This window comes from Pedobacter planticolens (assembly GCF_014172375.1).
Taxonomy (GTDB): domain Bacteria; phylum Bacteroidota; class Bacteroidia; order Sphingobacteriales; family Sphingobacteriaceae; genus Pedobacter; species Pedobacter planticolens.
Genome location: NZ_WNXD01000002.1, coordinates 474,532 through 497,465 on the forward strand (window position 1 = coordinate 474,532; position 22,934 = coordinate 497,465).

Annotated in this window: 22 protein-coding genes; 12 read left to right on the plus strand and 10 right to left on the minus strand. The window is 34.1% G+C overall.

Going from position 1 to position 22,934, the window contains the following annotated elements; all coding sequences use genetic code 11:
* Nucleotides 1-138 precede the first annotated feature (138 nt).
* The 5 genes from GM921_RS10675 to uvrB form a co-directional block, all read right to left on the minus strand.
* Nucleotides 139-2,655 carry a YfhO family protein gene (locus GM921_RS10675; protein ID WP_182922628.1) on the minus strand — a complete coding sequence of 839 codons (2,517 nt, stop codon included), beginning with the start codon at nt 2,653-2,655 and terminating at the stop codon, nt 139-141.
* 151 nt (nt 2,656-2,806) lie between these two features.
* Nucleotides 2,807-3,058: a DUF4834 family protein gene (locus GM921_RS10680; protein ID WP_182922629.1), complete on the minus strand. Its 252-nt coding sequence runs from the start codon at nt 3,056-3,058 to the stop codon at nt 2,807-2,809.
* A gap of 110 nt (nt 3,059-3,168) precedes the next feature.
* Entirely contained in the window at nt 3,169-3,369 is a 201-nt protein-coding gene (locus tag GM921_RS10685; RefSeq protein ID WP_182922630.1) for a YwbE family protein, read from the minus strand.
* An 85-nt stretch (nt 3,370-3,454) separates the two neighbouring features.
* Nucleotides 3,455-4,738, minus strand: a complete 1,284-nt coding sequence (locus tag GM921_RS10690; protein ID WP_182922631.1) for a DUF3472 domain-containing protein — start codon at nt 4,736-4,738, stop codon at nt 3,455-3,457.
* Between the two features lie 64 nt (nt 4,739-4,802).
* Nucleotides 4,803-6,839, minus strand: a complete 2,037-nt coding sequence (gene uvrB / locus GM921_RS10695; RefSeq protein ID WP_182922632.1) for an excinuclease ABC subunit UvrB — start codon at nt 6,837-6,839, stop codon at nt 4,803-4,805.
* Between the two features lie 407 nt (nt 6,840-7,246).
* Here uvrB and GM921_RS10700 point away from each other — a divergent pair, with 407 nt between their 5' ends.
* The 9 genes from GM921_RS10700 to GM921_RS10740 all read left to right on the plus strand — a co-directional run bounded on the left by GM921_RS10700 (nt 7,247) and on the right by GM921_RS10740 (nt 14,921).
* Nucleotides 7,247-8,554: a polysaccharide deacetylase family protein gene (locus tag GM921_RS10700; protein WP_182922633.1), complete on the plus strand. Its 1,308-nt coding sequence runs from the start codon at nt 7,247-7,249 to the stop codon at nt 8,552-8,554.
* A gap of 118 nt (nt 8,555-8,672) precedes the next feature.
* Entirely contained in the window at nt 8,673-9,317 is a 645-nt protein-coding gene (gene upp, locus GM921_RS10705; protein WP_182922634.1) for a uracil phosphoribosyltransferase, read from the plus strand.
* A 1-nt stretch (nt 9,318) separates the two neighbouring features.
* Nucleotides 9,319-9,636 (plus strand): low molecular weight protein tyrosine phosphatase family protein, encoded by a 318-nt coding sequence (locus tag GM921_RS10710; protein ID WP_182922635.1) that lies wholly within the window; start codon nt 9,319-9,321, stop codon nt 9,634-9,636.
* An 80-nt stretch (nt 9,637-9,716) separates the two neighbouring features.
* Nucleotides 9,717-10,406: a YjjG family noncanonical pyrimidine nucleotidase gene (locus GM921_RS10715; RefSeq protein ID WP_182922636.1), complete on the plus strand. Its 690-nt coding sequence runs from the start codon at nt 9,717-9,719 to the stop codon at nt 10,404-10,406.
* A gap of 63 nt (nt 10,407-10,469) precedes the next feature.
* Nucleotides 10,470-11,456, plus strand: coding sequence for a DUF4476 domain-containing protein (locus GM921_RS10720; RefSeq protein ID WP_182922637.1), 987 nt, complete (start codon nt 10,470-10,472; stop codon nt 11,454-11,456).
* 14 nt (nt 11,457-11,470) lie between these two features.
* Nucleotides 11,471-11,995 carry a DinB family protein gene (locus GM921_RS10725; protein ID WP_182922638.1) on the plus strand — a complete coding sequence of 175 codons (525 nt, stop codon included), beginning with the start codon at nt 11,471-11,473 and terminating at the stop codon, nt 11,993-11,995.
* A gap of 20 nt (nt 11,996-12,015) precedes the next feature.
* Nucleotides 12,016-13,344 (plus strand): flippase, encoded by a 1,329-nt coding sequence (locus GM921_RS10730; RefSeq protein WP_182922639.1) that lies wholly within the window; start codon nt 12,016-12,018, stop codon nt 13,342-13,344.
* Nucleotides 13,341-13,988, plus strand: coding sequence for a class I SAM-dependent methyltransferase (locus tag GM921_RS10735; RefSeq protein WP_182922640.1), 648 nt, complete (start codon nt 13,341-13,343; stop codon nt 13,986-13,988). The genes GM921_RS10730 and GM921_RS10735 overlap by 4 nt, the downstream gene beginning before the upstream one ends.
* A gap of 18 nt (nt 13,989-14,006) precedes the next feature.
* On the plus strand, nt 14,007-14,921 hold the full coding sequence (locus GM921_RS10740; protein WP_182922641.1) for a glycosyltransferase: 915 nt from the start codon (nt 14,007-14,009) through the stop codon (nt 14,919-14,921).
* Nucleotides 14,922-14,966: 45 nt separating this feature from the next.
* Here GM921_RS10740 and GM921_RS10745 read toward each other — a convergent pair whose 3' ends face one another.
* Nucleotides 14,967-15,716, minus strand: a complete 750-nt coding sequence (locus tag GM921_RS10745) for a class I SAM-dependent methyltransferase (RefSeq protein ID WP_182922642.1) — start codon at nt 15,714-15,716, stop codon at nt 14,967-14,969.
* A gap of 88 nt (nt 15,717-15,804) precedes the next feature.
* On the opposite strand from GM921_RS10745, the gene GM921_RS10750 reads away from it, so the two are divergent.
* Together GM921_RS10750 and GM921_RS10755 are read left to right on the plus strand one after the other, a co-directional pair.
* Nucleotides 15,805-17,085, plus strand: coding sequence for a glycosyltransferase (locus GM921_RS10750; protein WP_235969824.1), 1,281 nt, complete (start codon nt 15,805-15,807; stop codon nt 17,083-17,085).
* Nucleotides 17,082-17,837, plus strand: coding sequence for a glycosyltransferase family 2 protein (locus GM921_RS10755; RefSeq protein ID WP_182922643.1), 756 nt, complete (start codon nt 17,082-17,084; stop codon nt 17,835-17,837). The genes GM921_RS10750 and GM921_RS10755 overlap by 4 nt, the downstream gene beginning before the upstream one ends.
* Nucleotides 17,838-17,841: 4 nt before the next feature.
* Here GM921_RS10755 and GM921_RS10760 read toward each other — a convergent pair whose 3' ends face one another.
* Both GM921_RS10760 and typA read right to left on the minus strand, forming a co-directional pair.
* Complete coding sequence (locus GM921_RS10760; protein ID WP_182922644.1) at nt 17,842-18,768, minus strand: lysophospholipid acyltransferase family protein; 927 nt, start codon at nt 18,766-18,768, stop codon at nt 17,842-17,844.
* Between the two features lie 242 nt (nt 18,769-19,010).
* Nucleotides 19,011-20,819 (minus strand): translational GTPase TypA, encoded by a 1,809-nt coding sequence (gene typA, locus GM921_RS10765; RefSeq protein ID WP_182922645.1) that lies wholly within the window; start codon nt 20,817-20,819, stop codon nt 19,011-19,013.
* Between the two features lie 334 nt (nt 20,820-21,153).
* Here typA and GM921_RS10770 point away from each other — a divergent pair, with 334 nt between their 5' ends.
* On the plus strand, nt 21,154-21,513 hold the full coding sequence (locus GM921_RS10770; RefSeq protein ID WP_182922646.1) for a DUF4180 domain-containing protein: 360 nt from the start codon (nt 21,154-21,156) through the stop codon (nt 21,511-21,513).
* Here the strand turns inward: GM921_RS10770 and GM921_RS10775 are convergent.
* Nucleotides 21,510-21,968, minus strand: a complete 459-nt coding sequence (locus GM921_RS10775; RefSeq protein WP_182922647.1) for a VOC family protein — start codon at nt 21,966-21,968, stop codon at nt 21,510-21,512. The two genes, GM921_RS10770 and GM921_RS10775, sit on opposite strands and share 4 nt — an antisense overlap.
* A gap of 106 nt (nt 21,969-22,074) precedes the next feature.
* A complete protein-coding gene (locus GM921_RS10780; RefSeq protein WP_182922648.1) occupies nt 22,075-22,893 on the minus strand; it encodes an alpha/beta hydrolase in 819 nt (272 codons plus the stop codon).
* Between the last annotated feature and the right edge of the window lie 41 nt (nt 22,894-22,934).

Sequence of the window (22,934 nt, forward strand, 5' to 3'; positions counted from 1 at the left end):
TAAACTAAATCCCATACAATAGTAAATTTTTTTATCGCATTACGGTTCCCGTTTTCACGGGAATGACGAGTGTAAAAAAGCCGCAGATGTGCAGATTAAATCTGCGCATCTGCGGCTATATTTTAGTAGCGGAAATAACTACGCTGCTTTCTTCTTCTTATTTTCAGAATAAAACGCGAAACCTAAAAAGCCTAGCAATAATATCGAACCAGTTAATGAAATTTTCTCGCCCAAATAATATGATTTAGGTTCAAATTTGAATTCCACTTTGTGATTACCCGCTTCTAATTGTGCAGCACGTAATACATAATCTGCTCTGAAATATGGCTTTTCTTTTCCATCAACATACATATTCCAACCTTTATCGTAATAGATTTCAGAGAATACAGCAATCACATCTCTTGGTGCGCTGTATGAATATTCAATATGATCTGGATGATATTTTTCCATTTTGATAAATGCCGTTGCATCTGCTCCTAAACGCGTAGTATCTAACAATTTTTTATATTGTTCATCTACAATAGCTTCATTTTTTGGATCGAAGCTGCTAATTGCTTTCATTTCCTCATCAGAGTTTTTAACAAATTGAACGCCTTGAACAATCCAAGCATTTCCTAAAGCAGTTGCATTTCTCGACATTTTATAAGAACCATTTTGAGGATCTTGCGTAATGAAATACTTCGCATTTAGCATGTCTAAAACATCCTGATTTACACTTTTCGAGAATTGGTTTTGTATCAACTCATCATATCTTTTCAGCTTTGCTGCATGATAACCACCTATAGTTTTGAAAAATGACGAAGTTTTAGCGTCTTGAAAAGTATTAATTGATTGATCGTACACTCTAAAATCAGGATCTTTATCAGCTGCAATTATATTAATTATAGTTGCCTTCCCTAACCTCACTTCTTCTTCTGTTGGTTCAAAATAATTAGCTAAAGTAGATTTCTCTTCGAAATTTTTGTTGTTTAAATAACGACGATCTACTTGCCACATATCAATTAACACTGCAAAAGCTAATAAACCAAAAGCCAATTGCATGTTCATTTTTTTAGTGATGAATGCCCAAACAATTCCAAAACCAACAACGATAAATATGAATGAACGAAGCGCATCTGCACGAGCAATTGAAATACGATCTTCAATTAATGCATTTGCGATTTTTTGTGCCACACCAGCATTATTTTGTAAAGCTTGAGTTAAAGCTTGTACAATTTGTGGATGGTTATCTGTTTTAAAACTGAAAAATAGTGTTGGAATAACTGCTACAATTAATGCAAATCCGCCAGTAATACCTGCAGACCAAGTTAATTTTTTAATTAAAATCTTTTGGTCGATGTTACCTTCTTGCGCTTCCTTAATTCCCAAAAATGCTAAAATAGGGAACATTAAACCTACGACTGCTAAGATGGATTCTACTGCTCTAAACTTATTATACAGCGGGAAATAATCGAAGAATAAATCGGATACCAATGGGAAATTTCTTCCAAAAGATAAAAGGATAAATAATACAGTTGTTGCTAATATCCACCATTTTAAGCGACTACGAACAATAAATAAGCCGAATACAAAAAGGAAACAAATAATGGCGCCAAAATAATATCCACCTTGTGTAAACGATTTCTCACCCCAATATTGTTGCATATTAAATTGAGAGGCTAACTGTTGGATAGCTTGTGGAGTTTGGTTAGGATCACCTCCTGTAATTTCTGCAACAGCTTTGTACATGTGGCTTTCTGGTTTTACCAGTTCATCAACACTTGTTGCACCCCCGTATAAATTAGGAATAAGGAAGGTAAAACTTTCGCCTACGCCTTGGCTCCAACCATAAGCGTACTCTTTAGTCATTCCTTCACTTTTTTCTGCAGAAGAGCTGGTTAAATTAGATTTCCCGCGATTGGTTTCTTTCGCATATTCTGATGTTGTCCATAATAAACTGGCATTAATCATTACCGCTAAAATTACCGCAGCGCCTAAAAAGCCTAATGCTTTACCCAAAGCTGGTAATGTTTTGTTTTTATATGCCTGATAAATCTCTATTCCCACAAAAATAAGGATGGAAAGAAATAGGTAATACGTCATTTGAACATGGTTCGCTCTAATTTCTAACGCTAAAAATAAGGCAGTTAAACTAGCGCCCAACCAATATTTACCTCGTAAAGTTAATATCAGCCCTGCTATAATTGGTGCAAAAAAACCAATTGCTAACGCTTTATTGCTGTGTCCCGATGCAAGTAAAACGAAATTATACGTAGTAAATGCAAAGGCTATTGCCCCCGCAGCAGCGAGCCAAGGATTTACTTTTAACGTAATAAATAAAAAGTAAGCGCCAATTAGCAACAATAAAACTGTTCCTACAGGATTTGGAAATGCTTTAGTGATTAATGCAATGCCATAAGTAGCACCATTGTACGCGTATTGTACCCAGATTTGATAAGCTGGCATACCGCCAAACATCTGATTAGTCCAAAGTGGGCCTTTACCATCTTTGTCCTTGTACTCCATAATTTCTTTTTGCATTGCTTTGCTTTGCAATACATCACTTTGTGCGGGAGCTTTTCCCTGTAAAACAGGACTGAAATATACAAAACAGAGAACTACAAATATCGCAATGATGGCTACGTGTGTGCCATTCTGTTTAAACCAATTGTTCATTAAGGTTATTTTAAGATTAAACTAATCCCAAAAATAGAAAATTGATACAGATTAGGAAGTATTTTTTTTAGTATCAAGTAGTGAGTATCAAGTATCGAGATTTTGGACGTCCAAAACTGACAACTGAAAGCTGTCTACTGCTAACTGGAAACTACTTAACTTCTTCGTAGTCTACAAAATCGCCAAGTTTATCGGCATTGCCTTTCTTTTCTTTTTTAGGCATGTAATCTATTGAAATAGAGCCTTCTGGTTTTGTAGAATAGTTTTGTTGTTGATTATTAGTAGCTTGGTTTTGCATATTACTAAAAACATTTTTCAGCATAACTGGAAATATCATTCGAATTAAAATTCGGATAATCCAAAGCACTATAATTGTTATAAGAAGAAATTTAATAAGTATCATAATATAAGTATTAACGCAAATATAGACTTGGCGGTTAATTTATTGTTACTTTTTTAATAGATAATTGCACTATAATTACAATCTCAAGTTTGAATTGTTTCCTTAAAACATCAATTTTCCTCTACAATTTCGCAAACTCTTCCCACTTGTCCATCTTCTAAACGCACTTTTATCCCTCTAGAGTGAAATGTAGATGAAGTTAGTAAATCTTTAACTATACCGTAGGTTACATTTCCATTCCGTTGGTCCTTTTTTAAAATAATTCCAACTTCTAAACCTGGGTAAATATCTTTTCTGTTTTGTCCTTGCATAATTTTTAAGTTTATCGTCATTGCGAGGCACGAAGCAATCTTTCATGCTAGATAGATTGCTTCGTACCTCGCAATGACGAATTGGCTAGGGAAGTTTACTAAAATCTATTTCTGGTTTTTTATTATGCATTTCTCTGGCGAACGGTGTTTTATAAGGCGTGAAATCATTAAAAAACCCATCTATTTTTAAATAAAAACCACCATTCATTAAGCCGCCTTGGTAATCTTGGCGATAACCTTTACGACCTGTAACATCTGTAGTAAAAAACGCTTTATTAATTTCTGTCCAATTACCTTTAGTATCACAAATCCATTGATTATTAAAACCAACTTTTCTAGTTATATCGCCCATATTTGGCGAAAAATTCTCTAAAAAAGAATACGGTTGAGTAATATAAGTTTGGGTTTGTGGTCGTTGAAAAGTAGCAATTAACAACCATTTATTTAATTCTGGAGCGAAGAAATAAGCGCTATATTCTGAATAATTATTTGCAACAGGTTTCACATGCAATAAAAAACGATAGGTGTTCCCAGCTTTCCATATATAATTTAAGTAGCTCTGACCACCAGAACCTTCACCGCCGAATTCGCCACCATGTACGGTTTCTCCTTTTTTAATAAGTTTAATTTTATGATCCTCTGGAATTTCCTTTGGATTATCAGTAGTAAACGGACTCCAAACAGAAAATAAAATATGTCTTTCGGTTGGCGAATTTACTTGCATACCAAAATAACCTTGTCCAAAACCATTTGCCATAAAGTAAGAACCCATTATATCTTCTCCTACCGGAACTGTTACTTCGTTATAAAACCACTCAACATCTGTATTTTTTGGAAACTCATAATTTAAATGTGTAGATGGCCCACGGCGACCAAAATGATACATACTACCTTCATTATCTTTCACATAACCCAAATTTCCTTCGGTTGCGGTACCCGATAATTTTAAGTTTTTGATAGCAGGAAATTCATCTCCAGTTTTACTGATCCCTTTAATTTGTATGGCTACATATCCTGTGTCTTTTATATCCCACATTCCGACACTAACAGCCATCATTCCTCCACTTAATAAAATTTTTGAAGGTTTATTGTTGATACTAAATTCGATTTCTGAATCTCCTGTAACTTTAAAGTCATCAAGATCTATTTTTAATGTTCCTGTTTTTGCTACGCGAACATAAGCTGTAAAAATATCCTGGGAATTTGTCCATCTTATGATGCCATCATTGCTGATTGTACTGTTTCTTCGGCTTTCAACTTTATTGGAACTGTAAACATTGCCAGCTAAAGGCACCGTTATCAATTGTGCATAACTGTTTTTACTCCCTATGAGTAAAACAAATAGGATTGCATTTTTAAAAAGTTTCATTTGTGTGTGTTTGAGCTTGCAATTTAAAAAGAAAAAAATAACACGCATTGATTTAGCCAAATCGTTACTTGCCAAACCGCTCCTCAAATATTTTTTCTAGTGCAAACATTTCATCACGCATCCGAGCAGCCATTAAAAAGTCCATTTCTTTAGCAGCTTTTTGCATGTCTTTTCGTGTTTTATCAATCGCTTTTTGCATTTCTGGCTTAGTCATGTACTGTATAATCGGATCCGCAGCAATACTAACTTCATCAATTTCTACATACGCTTTTGAGCGAGCTTTACCTTCAGAAAAATCTAATATAGAACCTTGTTCAATAATCTCTTCTCTGGTTTTTCCTACTGTTTTTGGCGTGATACCATGCTCTAAATTATACGAAATTTGTTTTTCTCTACGTCTATTCGTTTCATCAATAGTCCTTTCCATTGATTTGGTCATGTTATCGGCATACATAATTACCCGACCTCTATCATTACGAGCCGCACGACCAATTGTTTGTATCAAAGCCCTATCCGATCGCAAAAATCCTTCTTTATCCGCGTCTAAAATGGCTACTAAACTTACTTCTGGTAAATCTAATCCTTCACGGAGTAAATTAATCCCTACCAAAACATCAAATTCACCTAAACGTAAACCACGTAAAATTTCAACACGATCTAAGGTTTTCACTTCCGAGTGGATGTAACGGCATTTAATATTTAACCGATCCATGTATTTGGTCAGTTCTTCCGCCATGCGTTTAGTTAAGGTAGTTACCAAAACGCGATCGCCCATTTTAATGGTTTTATCAATTTCATCTAGCAAATCATCAACCTGATTTATTGCCGGTCTAACCTCAATTAGTGGATCTAATAAACCCGTAGGTCTAATTACTTGCTCAATTACAATCCCATCAGATTTTTCCAATTCATAATCCGCAGGCGTTGCGCTTACATAAATAGTTTGTGGTGCTAATTTTTCAAATTCATCAAAATTTAGCGGTCGATTATCCAAAGCCGATGGCAAACGGAATCCGTATTCTACTAAGGACATTTTGCGAGAACGGTCGCCGCCATACATCGCTCTAATTTGCGGAACGGTTACATGACTTTCATCAATAATCATCAAGTAGTCTTCTGGAAAATAATCTAGTAAACAGAATGGGCGCATACCTGGAGAACGTCCATCAAAAAACCGCGAATAATTTTCAATTCCAGAACAATAACCCAACTCTTTCATCATTTCGATATCAAAATTCACTCTTTCTTCCAAACGTTTGGCTTCGAGCATTTGCTTATCTCCTAACAATTGATTTTTGCGCAATTCCAGTTCTTCCTGTATTCCCCAAATGGAAGAATTAAATCTATCTTTTGGCGTAACAAACAGATTGGCTGGATAAATTGCCATATCTTCTAATTTTTCAATCGTTTTTCCAGTAACAGGGTCAATGACCGATAACTCTTCAATATCATCTCCAAAAAATGAAACACGATACGCATCATCCAAATAAGCAGGGTAAATATCTACGGTATCACCTTTTACACGAAAAGTTCCGCGTTTAAAATCGTTAATGGTACGAGCATATAAAATCTCTACCAAACTATGTAAAAAAGAGTTCCTACTTATTTTTGTTCCTACCGCAAAGCGGAAAACAGAACGCGAAAAATCTTCGGGATTTCCCATACCATAAATGCAGGAAATGGACGAAACTACAATTACATCTCGTCTGCCACTCATTAATGCCGATGTGGTACGTAAACGCAATTTTTCAATCTCCTCGTTTATTTGTAAATCCTTTTCAATGTAGGTATTGGTGGTAGGCATGTAAGCCTCCGGCTGATAATAATCGTAATACGAAACAAAATAGTTTACCGCATTTTCGGGAAAAAACTGTTTAAACTCTCCATACAATTGCGCCGCCAATGTTTTGTTATGACTTAAAACTAATGTTGGTTTTTGCGTTTGCTCAATTACGTTTGCTACGGTAAATGTTTTCCCTGAACCTGTAACTCCCAACAACGTTTGATAATTTTCTTCTGCGTTAACACCTTCTACCAGTTGTTTTATTGCATTTGGCTGATCACCGGTTGGTTTATAATCTGAAATGAGTTTGAATTTCATGTAGGGTAAAGATAACGAGTTGGCTCGGGAAGAACAAGTTATGTTTGGATTAGATGCTTAAAAATCAATCTTAAATTTGACGTTGATTTATGGTATAAAAGAATGCACAATAGCTTATACTTAACAGGGGGTTTACAGGGACCAAACAGGGAGCTAACAGGGAGTTCATTCGAATATAACCGAGTAAACTCCCTACCAAATCCCTACTAAACCTGGGCTAATAATTACGTTGTTATGAAAGTGATAGTATTCTTTCTCGTAACCCTTAGCTAATAATTATTTAGTCGCAAATTATTGCCCTCGGTTTTTACACTTAATTCGCGTTTAGAGCGAAATGAGAAATCCTTTTTAAATTATTACAAATCATGTTAAAATATTTAATTAATAAGAAATATCTTTAACCAATTATGCAGTTGTTAATTTATACTCCTAAAGTTACGCCTAGAATAAAGTATACGTTTAATTTTATTTTTAGGGAGATTTTAAGATGCGATTTTGAATTTACCAGCATTGCTGATGATTTTAGCAATAGTAGCTTACCCAAAATAAGTTACACGGATATCCCATTGGGAGATGAACTGTTTTTCGCTCGTTCCTCTTTTTTAACAAAACACAACATCGAGCCAATTAACTTAAAAGAAACTGTATTTGGCGATCAAAAAGTACCTTTTGCCATAGAAAATAGCGCTTTACCATTTGATGTTTTTGCGGCTTCCTTTTATTTTTTAAGTAGATACGAAGAATATTTGCCATTTGAGGCTGATGAACATCAACGTTTTCCTGCAACGCAAAGTCTTCAGTATAAATTAGATGTATTAAAAACTCCGGTAATTGATGGATGGGCGCTCATATTAAAGAACATTTTGCTTAAAAAATTCCCAACCCTAAATTTCGGGAAAAGAAAATTTGAGTTTGTTCCAACTATTGATGTAGATAGAGCTTATCATTTCCGATCAAGCGGGATAGTAAAAAATACAGTTCGTTTTTTTAAAGCCGCTATAAAACTGAATACCGAAAAAATTGCAAACATTATTAGCACAGGATTGGGACAACATGATCCTTTTGATACGTATGAATATTTAGCTAACATTCACGAACAGTATAATCTCCGACCTATTTTCTTCTTTTTATTAGCTAAACATGGTCATGAAGAGTTTGACCAAAATATTGACCCAAAAGATGAAGTTTTTAAAAATTTAATACGTGAAGTATCTCAAATCGCACAAATTGGACTTCATCCATCTTATGCTTCAAATAGTGAGACAAAAAAAATTAGCGAAGAGCTTTTAGCTTTACAAGAAATCACTCAAAAAAAGATTGATTTCTCTCGTCAGCATTTTTTAAAATTAACTTTTCCGCAAACCTATTTACAACTTATTAAAGTTGGTATAAATCACGATTATTCAATGGGCTATGCTTCTCAACTTGGTTTTAGAGCAGGAACTTGCACTTCATTTTTTTGGTACGATTTACAGTTAGAAAAACAAACGCATTTAAAAATTCATCCTTTTTCGGTAATGGATGTAACCTTGCAACAGTATCAAAAATTGAATCCTGAAGGAGCATCAAAAAAAATAGAAGAATTGATGTTGAGCGTAAAATTAGTCGATGGAACTTTTTGTAGTTTATGGCACAATGAATCACTTTCTGAAGCTGGCAGATGGAAAGGATGGAAAACTGTTTACGATGAAATGCTGAAGAATTCTTTAGATTAAATAACATTGTCAGTCTGAGCTTGTCGAAGACTCAATCGCAAAAAAGACTATCCGTCACTTCGACTAAGCTCAGTGCAAGCTAGCTCTAGATGACATGTTTTTTTGCTATATTTACTATATGATCTTCGACCTAAGTAAAACTAATTCTATTGCTAATACGTTCATCGCCGAACTTAGAGATGAAACCATTCAGAAAGATTCCATGAGATTTCGTAAAAACATGGAACGTTTGGGTGCTTTTTTCGCTCTCGAAATTAGTAAAACATTAGCTTATACAGAGATTGATACACAAACACCACTTGGCATTGCAAAAAGTAAAGTATTAGCTAGTCAACCTGTTTTAACCACTATTTTAAGAGCTGGTTTACCTATGCAAGAAGGTATGTTAAGTATTTTTGATCGTGCAGATTGTGCTTTTATCACCGCTTATCGCAAGACCAAAAAGAATGGCGATTTCGTTATCCAAATGGAACATATTTCTGCACCTGATTTAGAAGGGAAAGATGTTATTCTTGCAGACCCTATGTTGGCGACAGGATTAAGTATGGTGCTGTGTGCAAAAGAGTTAATTAATCGATACAAAATAAAAAAACTTCATATAGTTGCCGCCATTGCTAGTACAGAAGGCGTAAAGCATGTACGTGCAAACTTGCCAAAGGCAGATTTATGGCTGGGTGCAATTGATGATGAAATGACCAGTAAATCTTATATCGTACCAGGTTTGGGCGACGCTGGAGATTTGGCGTACGGAGCTAAAGCCTAACATGAATATACTTTTTGTGTGTAGTAGAAATAAATGGCGAAGCGCTACTGCTGAAACAATTTATCAAAACCATCCCATTCATCACGTAAGATCTGCTGGCACATCAGTTTCTGCAAGAATAAAAATTAATGCTAAACTTATTAATTGGGCAGATTTGATTTTTGTAATGGAAAAAAGGCACAAGCAGTTATTAACTGAGAATTTTAGAGAGGATTTAAGCGGCAAAGAACTGATAGTTTTAGATATTCCAGATGATTATCAATATATGGATGAAGAATTAATTGCAGAACTTGAAGGGAAAGTTTCGGCGTATATTTAATTATTCCTTTTTTGTAAAGAAATAAATGATTTGATCACTTTGAAGAAATCTTTGCGACCTTTATGGTTTAACAATTACTGATGATTAAACATATTTTCTTCGACCTTGACCATACCATTTGGGATTTTGACCGTAACGCACAAGAAACTTTATTGGAGCTTTATGAAGCTTATCAATTAAAAACTTTGGGGCTTCATTCTGCACAAGAATTTATTGATTTATATACTGAAAATAATCATCGCCTTTGGGCAAAATATCATTTAGGAGAAATTACTAAAGAAACCCTCCGCGAAGAACGATTTAGAAATACGTTTTTAGAATTAGGTGTAAAACCAGAACATGTTCCTCATCAATTTGAAGACGATTATGTAAAAATCAGCCCTACAAAAACCAATTTATTTGCTGGCGCAGAGAAAGTTTTGGCTTACCTTCAAAAGAAATACCAATTGCATATTATTTCTAACGGATTTAAAGAAACTACATTAACAAAAATGGAGCTTTCGGGTTTAAATCCTTATTTCACTCAAGTAATTATTTCTGAAGATGTTGGTGTAAATAAACCCAATAAAATCATATTTGAGCATGCATTAGCAAAAGCATCAGCACAAAAACACGAAAGCATTATGATTGGCGATAGTTTGGAAGCAGACATTCGAGGCGCACAGGATTTTGGTTTAAAAGCTATCTTTTTTAATCCACTAAATATTGAAAAACCAGCCGACGTAAATTGGCAGATTTCTAGTCTAGAAGAATTGCTTCAACACTTTTAACATTTCTTAACACATTTCGGATTGATGTTTGAATTCCTTTCAAACACACACAAATGAACTATTATGAAAACTTACATCCTTTTAGGTATGGCACTGTTGAGTGCGCACCTAAGTTTCTCCCAAACCAACAAAGCTGAAGTATTTTTGCAAATCGAAGATCGAGGTAACTTTACAGTTTATCTTGATAATGAATTAGTTGGATCTTCAAAAGGCAGATTTAGATTTTACGATGTTGACAATGCATCTCCGTCATTAACTATTTTACAAGGGAATAAACGCATTTTTAACGGCAGAATTAATGTTCATCCAGAGCAAAGATTGGTTTTAACTTATACGCTACGTAGTGGATTAAAGACGATAAATGAATTGAAAATCTATAGAAATGGACAGTATGCTTTAAACGATTTTGATAATTATACAGGTTCGTATAATACTGGAATAGTTCCTCCAACAATCCCCAATGGGAATTCGATAAATCCATTTAACAGTTTATTGGCTATGGTAAAAAAAGAACCTTTCGATGATGACAAAATTAAAGTTATCCAAGCTTACACAGTACATTCTTATTTATCAACTGCACAAACCGCTGTTTTATTGAAGACCTTTAATCAAGATGATAAAAAATTATTCCTTGCTAAAAATCTAGTTCCTGTAATTTCAGATTTGCAAAATTACTATACGTTAAAAGAGGAGTTTACCTTTTTAAGTAGTAAGGATGAGTTTTTGAAATTCTTAAACGAGAGTAAATCATCAAGAAGAAGAAGAGACATGAGTGCAACAATTTTTGAACAGCTAAGGTTGAGCGTAAAACGTGAAGCTTTTGATGATGATAAAACAAAAGTTATTCAGGCAAGTATTCAAAACTCAGCTCCATCAACAGTACAAATTAGTGAATTATTAAAGCTATATAGTTTTGAAGACAAAGCTCTAATTTGTGCAAAAATGACCTATAATTTCGTATCTGACCAACAACGGTTTTTTACCTTAAAAGATGTTTTCAAATTTAGAAGCAATCAGGATTCGTTATTAGAATTTTTAGGACAGAAATAAGCTAACTTTATAAAATGAACACAGGCAAAGTATATCAATCGATTACGAAACTAGTTGCTGCTTATAAAGCTAAATTAGTCAACATGGCTGAAGAAGATTTTGTGCTTACACCTCCAATTGGAGGCTGGAGCTATAGCGAAGTTTATTCTCATATTTTCGATTCAAGTTTACTTTCTTTGGTTGCACTAAATAATTCTGCAAAAGGCGATGGTGAAATTAAGCCAACTCATTTTGCAGTTAAAATGATCTTGTTTTTTGGCTCTTTACCTCCAGGAAAAAAATATAATGTTCCAAAAAGATTGGCCGAAAGAGTAAAGAAAATTAACCTAATGGCGGCACAACAATTTATAATAGATTTCGAATTGCAGTTGGCAAAAATCTATCCGTTAACAGACAAAGCTAATCCAAAAATAAAGACTAAACACCCGAGGTTAGGCTATCTAAACGCAAAACAATGGTTAAAGTTTATTGAAATTCACTTAAACCATCATTTCAAGCAATTGGGTAGAATAGAAAAGAGTTTTCAGCAGAGCGCATAAATTTTTACATCTTTGCGTTAATGAAATTACCCGCCATAAAAGGTTTTGACGAAGAAGCATTTAACAAGTATTTAAAAAATACGGGTTGGCTAATGCTTGGTCGGGTTGGTAGTATGGTAATTAAAATGGCAACAAGCATATTAGTAGCCAGTTATTTATTGCCAGTAAAAAATGGTCTTTTAAATGTATCTACCTCTTATATCTATCTTTTTGCAGCTTTAGCGACTTTAGGTTTAGATACTTTTATTGTTAAAGAGCTGCATCAATTTCCTAAAAACAGAGATACAATTTTAGGAACGGCTTTCTTTCTTAAGATTTCTGCAGGTTTATTGGGTCTACCATTAATTTACATTTTTTGGCTTTATTTTCCACTTTCCGACATCCCTTACCTGTTCATTTTTATTTTATCATTTTCAGGAATATTTCAATCCTTAACTATTATTGATTCTTATTTCCAATCAGAAGTAAAATCAAAATACATCATGCAGGTGCAGATTGTAGGAAATATTGTTTCGGCAATAATTAAACTGACTTTAATCTATGCTTTTTCCGCAGAGCTGATCTATTTTATTTACGCCTACCTTTTTGATATTCTATTACTTTCGCTTGGCTATTTAATTGTGTATAAAAATCAAGGTTTAAGTATTTTTAAGTGGAATTTCGATAAGGAATTAGCTAAAAAATTATTACAGTTATCTTGGCCATTGATTATTTCTGGAATCATGGTTTCTGTGTACATGAAAATCGATGTAATCATGCTCAAGCAAATTTTAGGAGAAGATGGAAACGCAGCTTCTGGTGCTTATGCCACAGTAGTAATGTTTAGTGAGGCCTTAAATTTTGTTCCAGTGGTTATTGTAAGTTCTCTCTTCCCAGCCATTTTAAATGCAAAAAGAGATAGTCCAGAACGATACCAGAAGCGCTTACAAAATCTTTTCGACTTAATGGTCTGGATAAGTTTATCATTTGCAATTGTGATAAGTATAGGTTCTCCATTAATTTATAAACTTTTCAAACCTGAATATGCTTCAGCGGCGCCTGTTCTTTCAGTGCATGTTTGGGGAAGTATGTTTGTTTTCTTAGGCGTAGCGAGTAGTCAATTTTTAATTACAGAAGGTTTTAACAAGCTTACATTTGTACGCACAGGTGTAGGTGCAGCCATCAACATTATATTAAACTTCCTACTTATTCCATCAATGGGAATGATGGGAACGGCAATTGCAACGGTTATCGCCTATTTTTCCGCTACTTTCCTAATTTTATTCATTCCTAAAACTCGTCAGCAAGGAATAATGATGTTAAAATCATTATTTTTGGTCTCTGTATTCCAAAAAATAGTTAAACGTTGAGCAAATTTAAAGCACTAGCAACCCTAATCAGCAAGCCAAAAAGGCTAAATGCATTATTATCTTATGGACATAAAGGCTATTTGGCTACAATTGGTTGGTTTACCGCATTTGATACACACCAAGCTGTAGATAATAATGGTTTACCACTTCCTTGGGTAACCTACTCTTTTATCGATTTTATTAAAACTCGTTTAACTAAGGACCTTTCAATTTTCGAATATGGCTCTGGTAATTCGACCTTATTTTATGCGAAAAGAGTTGGCCGAGTAGTTTCGGTAGAACACGATGAAGCTTGGTTCAATAAAATTGTAAAAGAGAAAGCAGAAAACGCCGAAATGATTTTTACGCATTTAGAAAAAGGTGGAGAATACAGTAAAAAAGCTGCATTATTAGGAGAAAAATTCGATGTAATTATTGTTGATGGTAGAGATCGTGTAAACTGTTGCAAAAACAGTGTTGCTGCATTAACTCCAAATGGTGTTTTAGTATTGGATGATTCTGAAAGAGAAATTTATGAAGAAGCCAGAACATTTTTAACCTCAAATGGGTTTAAAGAATTACCATTTACAGGAATTTCACCTGGATTATTCTATAACAAAGCCACTTCCGTTTTTTACAAAGCCGACAACTGTTTGGGTGTTTAAAATTTATAACCCTTTACCATGCAGAATTTTGCGCCAATAGCTTTATTTGTTTACAATCGTCCGCAACATACTGAGCGTACCGTTAAGTTTTTGCAGCAAAATGAGTTGGCAACAGAAAGTCGCTTATTTATTTTTTCTGATGGTGCAAAAACAACCGCAGACGAAGATAAAGTAAAAGAAGTACGAGATTTTATTAAAAAAATTGAAGGTTTTAAATCTGTTGAGATTATAGAAAGTAAAACCAATATGGGTTTAGCTAATTCAGTAATTGCTGGTGTTAGCCGCCTAACTGCAACTTACGGACAAGTAATTGTTTTTGAGGATGATTTGATTTCTTCACCTTATACATTAACCTATTTTAATGAAGCTTTAAATCGCTACCGCGATGAAGAAAAAGTAATGCATATTGGCGCTTATATGTATTCTTTAAAGGATGAACATTTACCACAAAGTTTCTTTTATAGAGCAGCAACTAGCTGGGGATGGGCAACTTGGGCAAGAGCTTGGCAAAACTTCGAACCTAATATCGACACATTACTCCAACAATTTGACAGCAAAAAGAAACACGATTTTTCTATTGAAAATACCATGAACTTTTGGAAACAAATGCAGGATTTTAAGAATGGAAAAAACAATTCGTGGGCTATCCGTTGGTACGCTTCTATCTTTTTAAAAGGTGGTTTAACTTTAAATCCTTCTCAATCTTTAGTTAACAATATTGGACATGATGGTACAGGCATACATTCTGGCATGAGCGATATTTACAATGTAATCATCAATCCTCAGCCCATTAAAGAATTTCCAACCGTTGTTGAAGAAGATAAAAAAGCATACCAAGCCATTAAGCACTTTTTAGCTAATAGAAAAGGGAATATAATGGATAGAGTGAAGCGATTTGTAAAGGAAAAGTTGGCGAAGTATTTTCCTAAGTAATCAAAAATTTGATTTGCAAACTGATTCTAAAAAACAAGTAATTACTTAAGATTTTTTAGCTTCTAAAATTATATACGGCGACAATTGCTTCGAATCAAATGCAAAAACTTTGGTAAATAACTTACCGCCTAACCACATTGTCTTTTTAAGCAACCGAACTGGTAAAGATTTTTGTTTTTCATTCTCCAACCACAAACTAAATCTGCCAAAATAACGAGATTGAACTACCTCTAATCCTGCATCTTTGCAGATTTTGGCCAGCAAAGCTGGATCCATGCAATTGATATTGTGTTTATCGTAATTTTCTTTATCAAAGTTCTTTTGAAACCAACCGTTTAAAGCTTTAAAATTTGGTAACGTGATGAATAAAGTTCCTCCAGGTTTTATAAAAGCAATATGGCGATTAATAATATCAGCCGTATCGTTAAAATGTTCAATTAACCCGCAGCTTAATACTAAATCGTATTGTTTTTCTGGTGTGTAATTAAATAAGTCTGTTTCAATAATATGGATATCATCACTTGCCAAACCATTAGTTTTTAGCAATTGTTCTGTAATTGGAGGATGAACAAAATAATCCAATAATGTAACATCGAGTTTTAAATATTTCTTTAAAAACACAGCATAATAGCCCGGGAAACCGCCTAATTCAATCGCAGTTTGTACTTTATTTGTGGTTACAATATCCGCCAGTTGGCGATGAAATAAATAAGTTGAAGGAATAGTAACCGATAAATCCGTTTTACTTTCCCAATATTTTACCCAAAAATCTCTGTCGGTTAAAAGGTTCTCCATACGTTTAGCAAAGAAAAGAAAAATATGCAATGCTTTATAGCAATTTTTAGCGTTATGCTTTGCAAAGCCTAAACAATAAAATGTATTTTTGATTGATTTGAAAGTTGTACACTTAAATACCTACGATGGAAATGGAGGCGCTGGCAGAGCTTGCCTGCGTTTAAGCGATGCGTTAAAAGCAAATGGCGTAGATTCGAAGGTTTTGGTGTATTACAAATTTGGTCATAATCCAAAGATTGATACTTTTAGTAAAAATATTTTCGCTAATGCTAGAGCCATTTTTAATATTATGGCAGAGCGATATTTGGCTAAATTATTTGTAAAAGCAGTTAAAACGCCTTTTTCTTTGCAATGGTTTGGCAAATCAATTGTCAATCATCCTGAATTAAAATCTGCTGATATTATTCATTTACATTGGGTTAATCATGGGTTTTTATCTCCTAAATTTTTAGCAGAGCTAGATGAATTAGAAAAACCAATTGTTTGGACATTTCATGATAGCAATGCATTTACAGGCGGTTGCCATGTGCGTTACAGTTGCGAACATTTTCATAAACAATGTGGCGATTGTCCTATTTTACGCCTTAGCGGAAAAGACGATATTTCGCATAAAAACTGGTTGCGTAAGCAAAAAGCATATTCAGAATTAAATTTTCACATTGTAGCACCAAGCAATTGGATGGCAAATTCGGTTAAACAAAGTAGTTTGTTGGGCGTTAGAAAAATTTCGGTAATTCCAAATACGTTAGAAATTGATGTTTTCAAGCCTTATGTAAAAGCTGAAGCCAAAAAAATACTTAAAATACCTGCACATCATTTTGTGTTAATGAGCGGTTTTATGCCTTCAAAAAATGATAAACATAAAGGCACTCAATATTTAATTGATGCACTAAATGAACTAGCTGCTCGCCCAGAAATACCAAATGAGCAAATAGAATTAGTCATTTTCGGCAATAAGGATGAAAAAAATGCTCCAGATTTTCCGTTTAAAACAACATTTTTAGGGCATATCTCTAAAGACGACCATTTGGCAAAATGTTACGCAGCTGCAGATGCTTTTATCACGCCATCGTTAGAAGATAATTTACCAAATACTGTAATGGAAAGTTTGGCTTGTGCAACGCCTGTAATCGCCTTTAAAACTGGCGGAATTCCGGATATGGTAATCCATTTACAGAATGGTTACTTGGCTAACTATGAATCGTCTACAGATTTAGCGGATGGAATTGAGTGGCTCTTTTTACATGAAGATGCAGCAGCGGTTCAAAAAGAAGCTCGAAGAACTATTTTAAATCATTTTGCACCCGCATTAATTGCAGACGAACACGAAGAATTATATCAAAGTTTACTAAACGCTTTGCCTCAATGACCATAAATCCGAAACTTAGCGTAATTACCATAGTTTATAATAACATAGCAGATATTGAACGCACCATGCTTTCGGTGCTAAACCAAACCTATTCTAATATCGAATATATTGTAATTGATGGAGCTTCGAATGATGGGACAACTGATATCATTACTAAATATAAAAATCGTTTAGCACAATTTATTTCGGAGCAAGATCAAGGAATTTATGATGCCATGAACAAGGGTTTGACATTAGCCACAGGCGATTATGTGCTTTTTATGAATTCTGGGGATGAAATTTATTCGCCAGAAACGGTAACGGATATTTTTGCTTCGGCGCCATCGGGCGATATTTATTATGGCGAAACAGAAATGTATGATGAAAACTGGAAAAGTTTAGGACAACGCCGTCACAGAGCACCAGAACATTTCGATTGGCATAGTTTTAAGTTCGGTATGAATGTTAGTCACCAAGCAATTTACATCAAGCGTAGCTTAACAGAACCTTATGATTTAACTTATAAATACAGTTCGGATATTGATTGGATTATCAAAGCGGCTAAAAAATCATCTAATATTGTAAATACGCACCTATATGTTGCCAAATATTTAGTTGGCGGCATGAGCAAGCAAAAACATTTAGCAAGTTTAAAAGAGCGTTTTAAAATATTAAGTCATTATTATGGATTTATACCTAATGTGTTAAATCATATTTTTATTGCATTAAACTTGGCGCAATATTTTTTAAGACATAGGAGGACAAATGATTAAAAACCTAACCCTCTATATCTTCGGTAGCATAATCTTTTGATGAGCTTTTACGAAATGGTTTTTCTGGTTTATACTTCCATCTACGGTGACTCCAAAGCCAATATGCTGGTTCTTCTTTAATGAAATCCTCTAAAAAATGGGTATGCAATTCGGTTATTTCAAATTCCTTAGTATTTTTTGGATCTAAACAAATAGGCACACAATCAACCTCATAATAACCTCGTTTTAAATAACTGGTCTTTAAATAAAATACAGGTCTATTAGTCTTCTTTGCAATTTTTTCTACACCTAATTGGATGGAAGCTTCTTGATGTAAAAGTGTAGTCCAATATTGTGAATCTTCTTTTGATGGAGCTTGATCACTTCCAAAAGTGAACATAGTTGGATAATGCTTAGTTGACTGAATCGCTCTAATTGTTTGGCGCATCGAAACCATCTGGTTACCATACCTACTCCTCATTTTTAAAAACCAATTATCAAAAATCTCATCGCTTAATGGTTTGTAAATTGGATGATGTTGACCAGAAAATGTCATTCCAATTGCCATGCACACCCATTCATAATTTCCGTAATGAGATGAGCAAAAAAGTACACTTTCGTTGTTTTTAAGATAGGCTTCAACTAAATCTACATTCTTGAATTTTACACGTTTATTTAACTCTTTTTCAGAAATACTTCTCATCTTGATTACTTCAAAAACCAAAGACGCCAAATATTTAAAATATCTCTTTTCGATTGCTATAATTTCATCTATTTTTTTCTCAGGAAAAGAATTCAATAGATTCTCTCTAACTACCTTTCTACGATAGCCAAAAACATAATAAATTAAAACATAAAAGATATCCGCCAGAAGATATAAAAACCTTAAAGGCAATAGAGATAAGGTAGTTAAAAAAAATACGCCTAGATATGAAAGACCCTTTTGAAACATTTGTGATCAACTTTAGCACAAAAATAAATAGGTGTAACTATATAATTATCATCGTATTATGATTTTTACTTTAGAGCTATAAGTTTTGAAACTAAGATGACAAAACAAGAGTTATAGCCTTATTTTTCCGTTGGGAAAATCAGAAACTTGTGTTAGACAGGAACCTATCTATTCAAAATTACTTGACATAAAAAAGCCTGCAAACTTTCGTTTACAGGCTTATATCTAAAATTCCTTTCTGATTAAGATTGGAAAATCTTTCCTTTTACTTTACGTTCTTGTTCAGTTAAGAAGATTTTACGTAAACGCATACTTGCAGGAGTAACCTCAATGTACTCATCAGCTTGTATATATTCCATAGATTCTTCTAAAGAGAATTTAATAGCTGGTGCAATACGAGTATTATCATCAGTACCAGATGCACGCATATTTGTTAAAGCTTTTCCTTTAACAATGTTGATTACTAAATCATTATCACGAATGTGCTCGCCCATAATTTGACCTTCATAAACATCAACACCTGGATCTACAAAGAAACGACCTCTATCTTGCAATTTATCAATTGAATAAGCAGTAGTCATACCTTTATCCATAGAAACTAAAACGCCATTTAAACGACCAGGAATTGTACCTTTCCAAGGCTCATAAGCTTTGAAACGGTGTGCCATAATTGCTTCTCCAGCAGTTGCTGTTAAAACATTGTTACGTAAACCAATAATACCACGAGCTGGGATTTCGAATTCTAAGTGTTGTAAATCGCCTTTTGGCTCCATAATTAACAACTCACCTTTACGTTGAGTTACCAATTCGATTACCTTACCAGCAACTTCACCCGGTACGTCTACAATTAAAGTTTCAATTGGCTCACATTTTTTACCGTCAATTTCTTTAACAATAACCTGTGGCTGACCAACTTGCATTTCATAACCTTCACGACGCATCGTTTCGATTAATACTGATAAATGGAGAATACCACGACCGTAAACCAACCAAGCATCTGGAGATTCAGTCTCAACCACTTTAAGGGCTAAGTTTTTCTCCATTTCCTTCATCAAACGCTCTCTAATACGTTGAGAAGTAACCAATTTACCTTCTTTACCAAAAAATGGAGAGTTGTTAATGGTAAACAACATATTCATTGTTGGCTCATCAATGCTAATTACTGGTAATTGTTCTGGTGCATCAAAATCAGCAATAGTATCACCAATATCAAAACCATCAATACCAACAACTGCACAAATATCTCCAGAACTTACTTCTGTAGTTCTAACTTTACCTAAACCTTCAAAAGTGTATAATTCTTTTACTCTAGATTTAACCATTTTACCATCACGTTTAATTAACGTTACGGGTTGGTTTTCTTTAATTGTACCTCTGTGTACACGACCAATTGCAATACGACCTACGAAAGATGAATAATCTAATGAAGTGATTTGCATTTGTAAAGTACCTTCGTTAATTGGTGCAGGTGGAATGTTTGCCACAACCGCATCCAATAATGCAAAAATATCTGTAGTTGGAACTTTCCAATCAGTACTCATCCAACCTTGTTTAGATGAACCATAAATTACAGGAAAATCTAATTGTTCTTCAGTAGCTTCTAAGTTAAAGAACAACTCAAAAATTTGCTCATAAACCTCTTCTGGTCTACAGTTTTCTTTATCAACTTTGTTTACAACCACAATTGGCTTTAAACCTAAAGCCAAAGCTTTTTGCGTTACGAAACGAGTTTGAGGCATTGCACCTTCAAAAGCATCACATAATAACAAAACGCCATCGGCCATTTTCAATACACGCTCAACCTCACCACCAAAATCCGCGTGACCAGGAGTATCAATGATGTTAATTTTTACGTCTTTGTACTGAACTGAAACGTTTTTAGATACGATTGTGATTCCTCGTTCACGCTCTAAATCGTTGTTATCCAATATCAAATCTCCTGTTTGTTCGTTATCACGAAAAATAGAACAAGAATGTAAAATCTTATCAACCAATGTAGTTTTACCATGGTCAACGTGTGCTATAATAGCTATATTTCTAATCTTTTGCATAAAATGCGCCTGTAATTTGGCGCAAAGATAAGGTTTTTTATTGAATTTTTAAGGGGTTTTAGCACTAAAAATGTGATTAACTTTTTGTTAAATTTTGATAGTCAAGAGCTTGGAGTGAAGTTCGTCTTTGCGAGGAACGGGGGCAATCTCTTATTTGTAATTAATATTTGAAAAGCAAGTTTCAGTAATCATCGGTTACTTCAGCCCCGCTTTACATTACAAGTCCTCGCTGCGCTGCGGGCTTTTCATTTCAATTGAGTTTAGATAAAAAGAGTTGTGCTAAAAAACATTACAGTGTATAAGATTTATTTTAAAATCTATAATTTTATTCCTTATGGAAATTAAAGAACATTTAATAAACAACATTAAAATTGCTGAGGTAACTGCTAATGACATCATTATTCGAAATGCAGATGATGGATTAGATTTATTAGGAAACTTATATTACTCAGGCTTTGATAGGATTGTTATTTATGAACAAAATATTACACCAGATTTCTTCGATCTCAAAAATGGTTTGGCGGGAGAAATTCTGCAAAAGTTTTCTAACTATAGAGTAAAGCTAGTTATAGTTGGCAACTTTACGGACTACACCACAAAAAGCATCAAAGATTTCATACGCGAAAGTAATAATGGAAATCATATTAACTTTTTGCCTAATACTGCCGACGCTCTTCAAAAACTTTCTAATTAATTATTCCCCTTCTTTTGCAACCATTCTTCATAAGAAATTACACCCATTTCAGGTTTTGCTTCCCCTTCTAAAATCGCTATAAATTCTAAATCATGCCCATCAGGATCTTTAAAATAAATGGCAACAGCAGGCATCCAAGCAAAAACCATTGGCTTTTTGTTTCCATCTTTTAAAAAATTATAAGGTTGTAAATTTCTGGCTTTTAAAAACTCAACAGACTTGTTCACTACATCTTCAACATCGCATTTAAATGCAAAATGTCTACTATCTATTTGTTCTTTTGGTTTTTCCCATAAACCAAGCATTGCTCCTTTTGGTTCGCCAACCCAGAAAAAGGTAATTCTGCGTTCATCGTTATAACCACATTTGGTTAACCCCAAAACATTCTGGTAAAAATCGACTGACCTTTCTAAATCTTCAACAAAGACGTGTGTTTCAAATAATCCTTTTATCATGCTGTGAAATTACAGCTTAACAAAGATTAAAGAAAATCACTTTTCTCAATCATTACATCAATAAAATTGATAGCTTTTTTCAGCAACCGGCAAGAAAATTAGAACCTTAAATTCCTGTTTTACCAAAAGCCCATTCTAAAAACTTAGGCATGGCTTTGCCCCAAGTTGGCACATCGTGTTTGCCACCAACCATTTCAAAATAGAAAATATCATTAGGTCTTTGATAGCCTTTTTTCATCAATTCTTTAACCACATCAATCGTGTCGTCAATAGAATCGATAATGAAGTTTTGGTTACGATCGGCAGTTTCATCGTTTGTACCTGTCATCAACCAAAATTTTAAAGCAGGATTAGTTTTTGTATCGCGAATTAGTTGATGCAAAATGCGATCATCATCGGTATAACCAGCATTTAAATCTTTTTTCCTCCACCAAAAAGAACCAGAGAAAACACCAACTGCATCAAAATAATTATCATTGTTCCAAGCAATGTCAAAAGCAGTTAAGCCACCTAAAGAAAAACCAGCAAAAGCTCGTTTACCATTAATCGTTACCACAACTTCGCTTTGCACATATGGCAACAATTCTTTAATAATGAAATCTGTATACGCTTGCGCTTTTGATCCTCTTTTTTTAAAATCGGGTTTACCAGCAACACCATATTCCAATAATCTATCTGCAGATGCCTTGATTCCAATTACAACCGTTGGCTCAATTTTCCATTTTTCATATAGAGAATTTAATGTGTTCTCCATATCCATTTGAGCTAAATCTTGCCCATCGTTTATCAACAATAGGTTTACACGCTCGTTTCCCAGTAAATTATCGGGACTGAAAATTTCTATTTCAACTTCTTTCTTTAAGTAAACAGATTTTATCTGATGGATGGTTTTAATAACAGTAGGTAACGTTAAGGTGGTGTACATAGTCAATAAATAGCTTTCTCACTAATCTGCCGCAAAGGTAC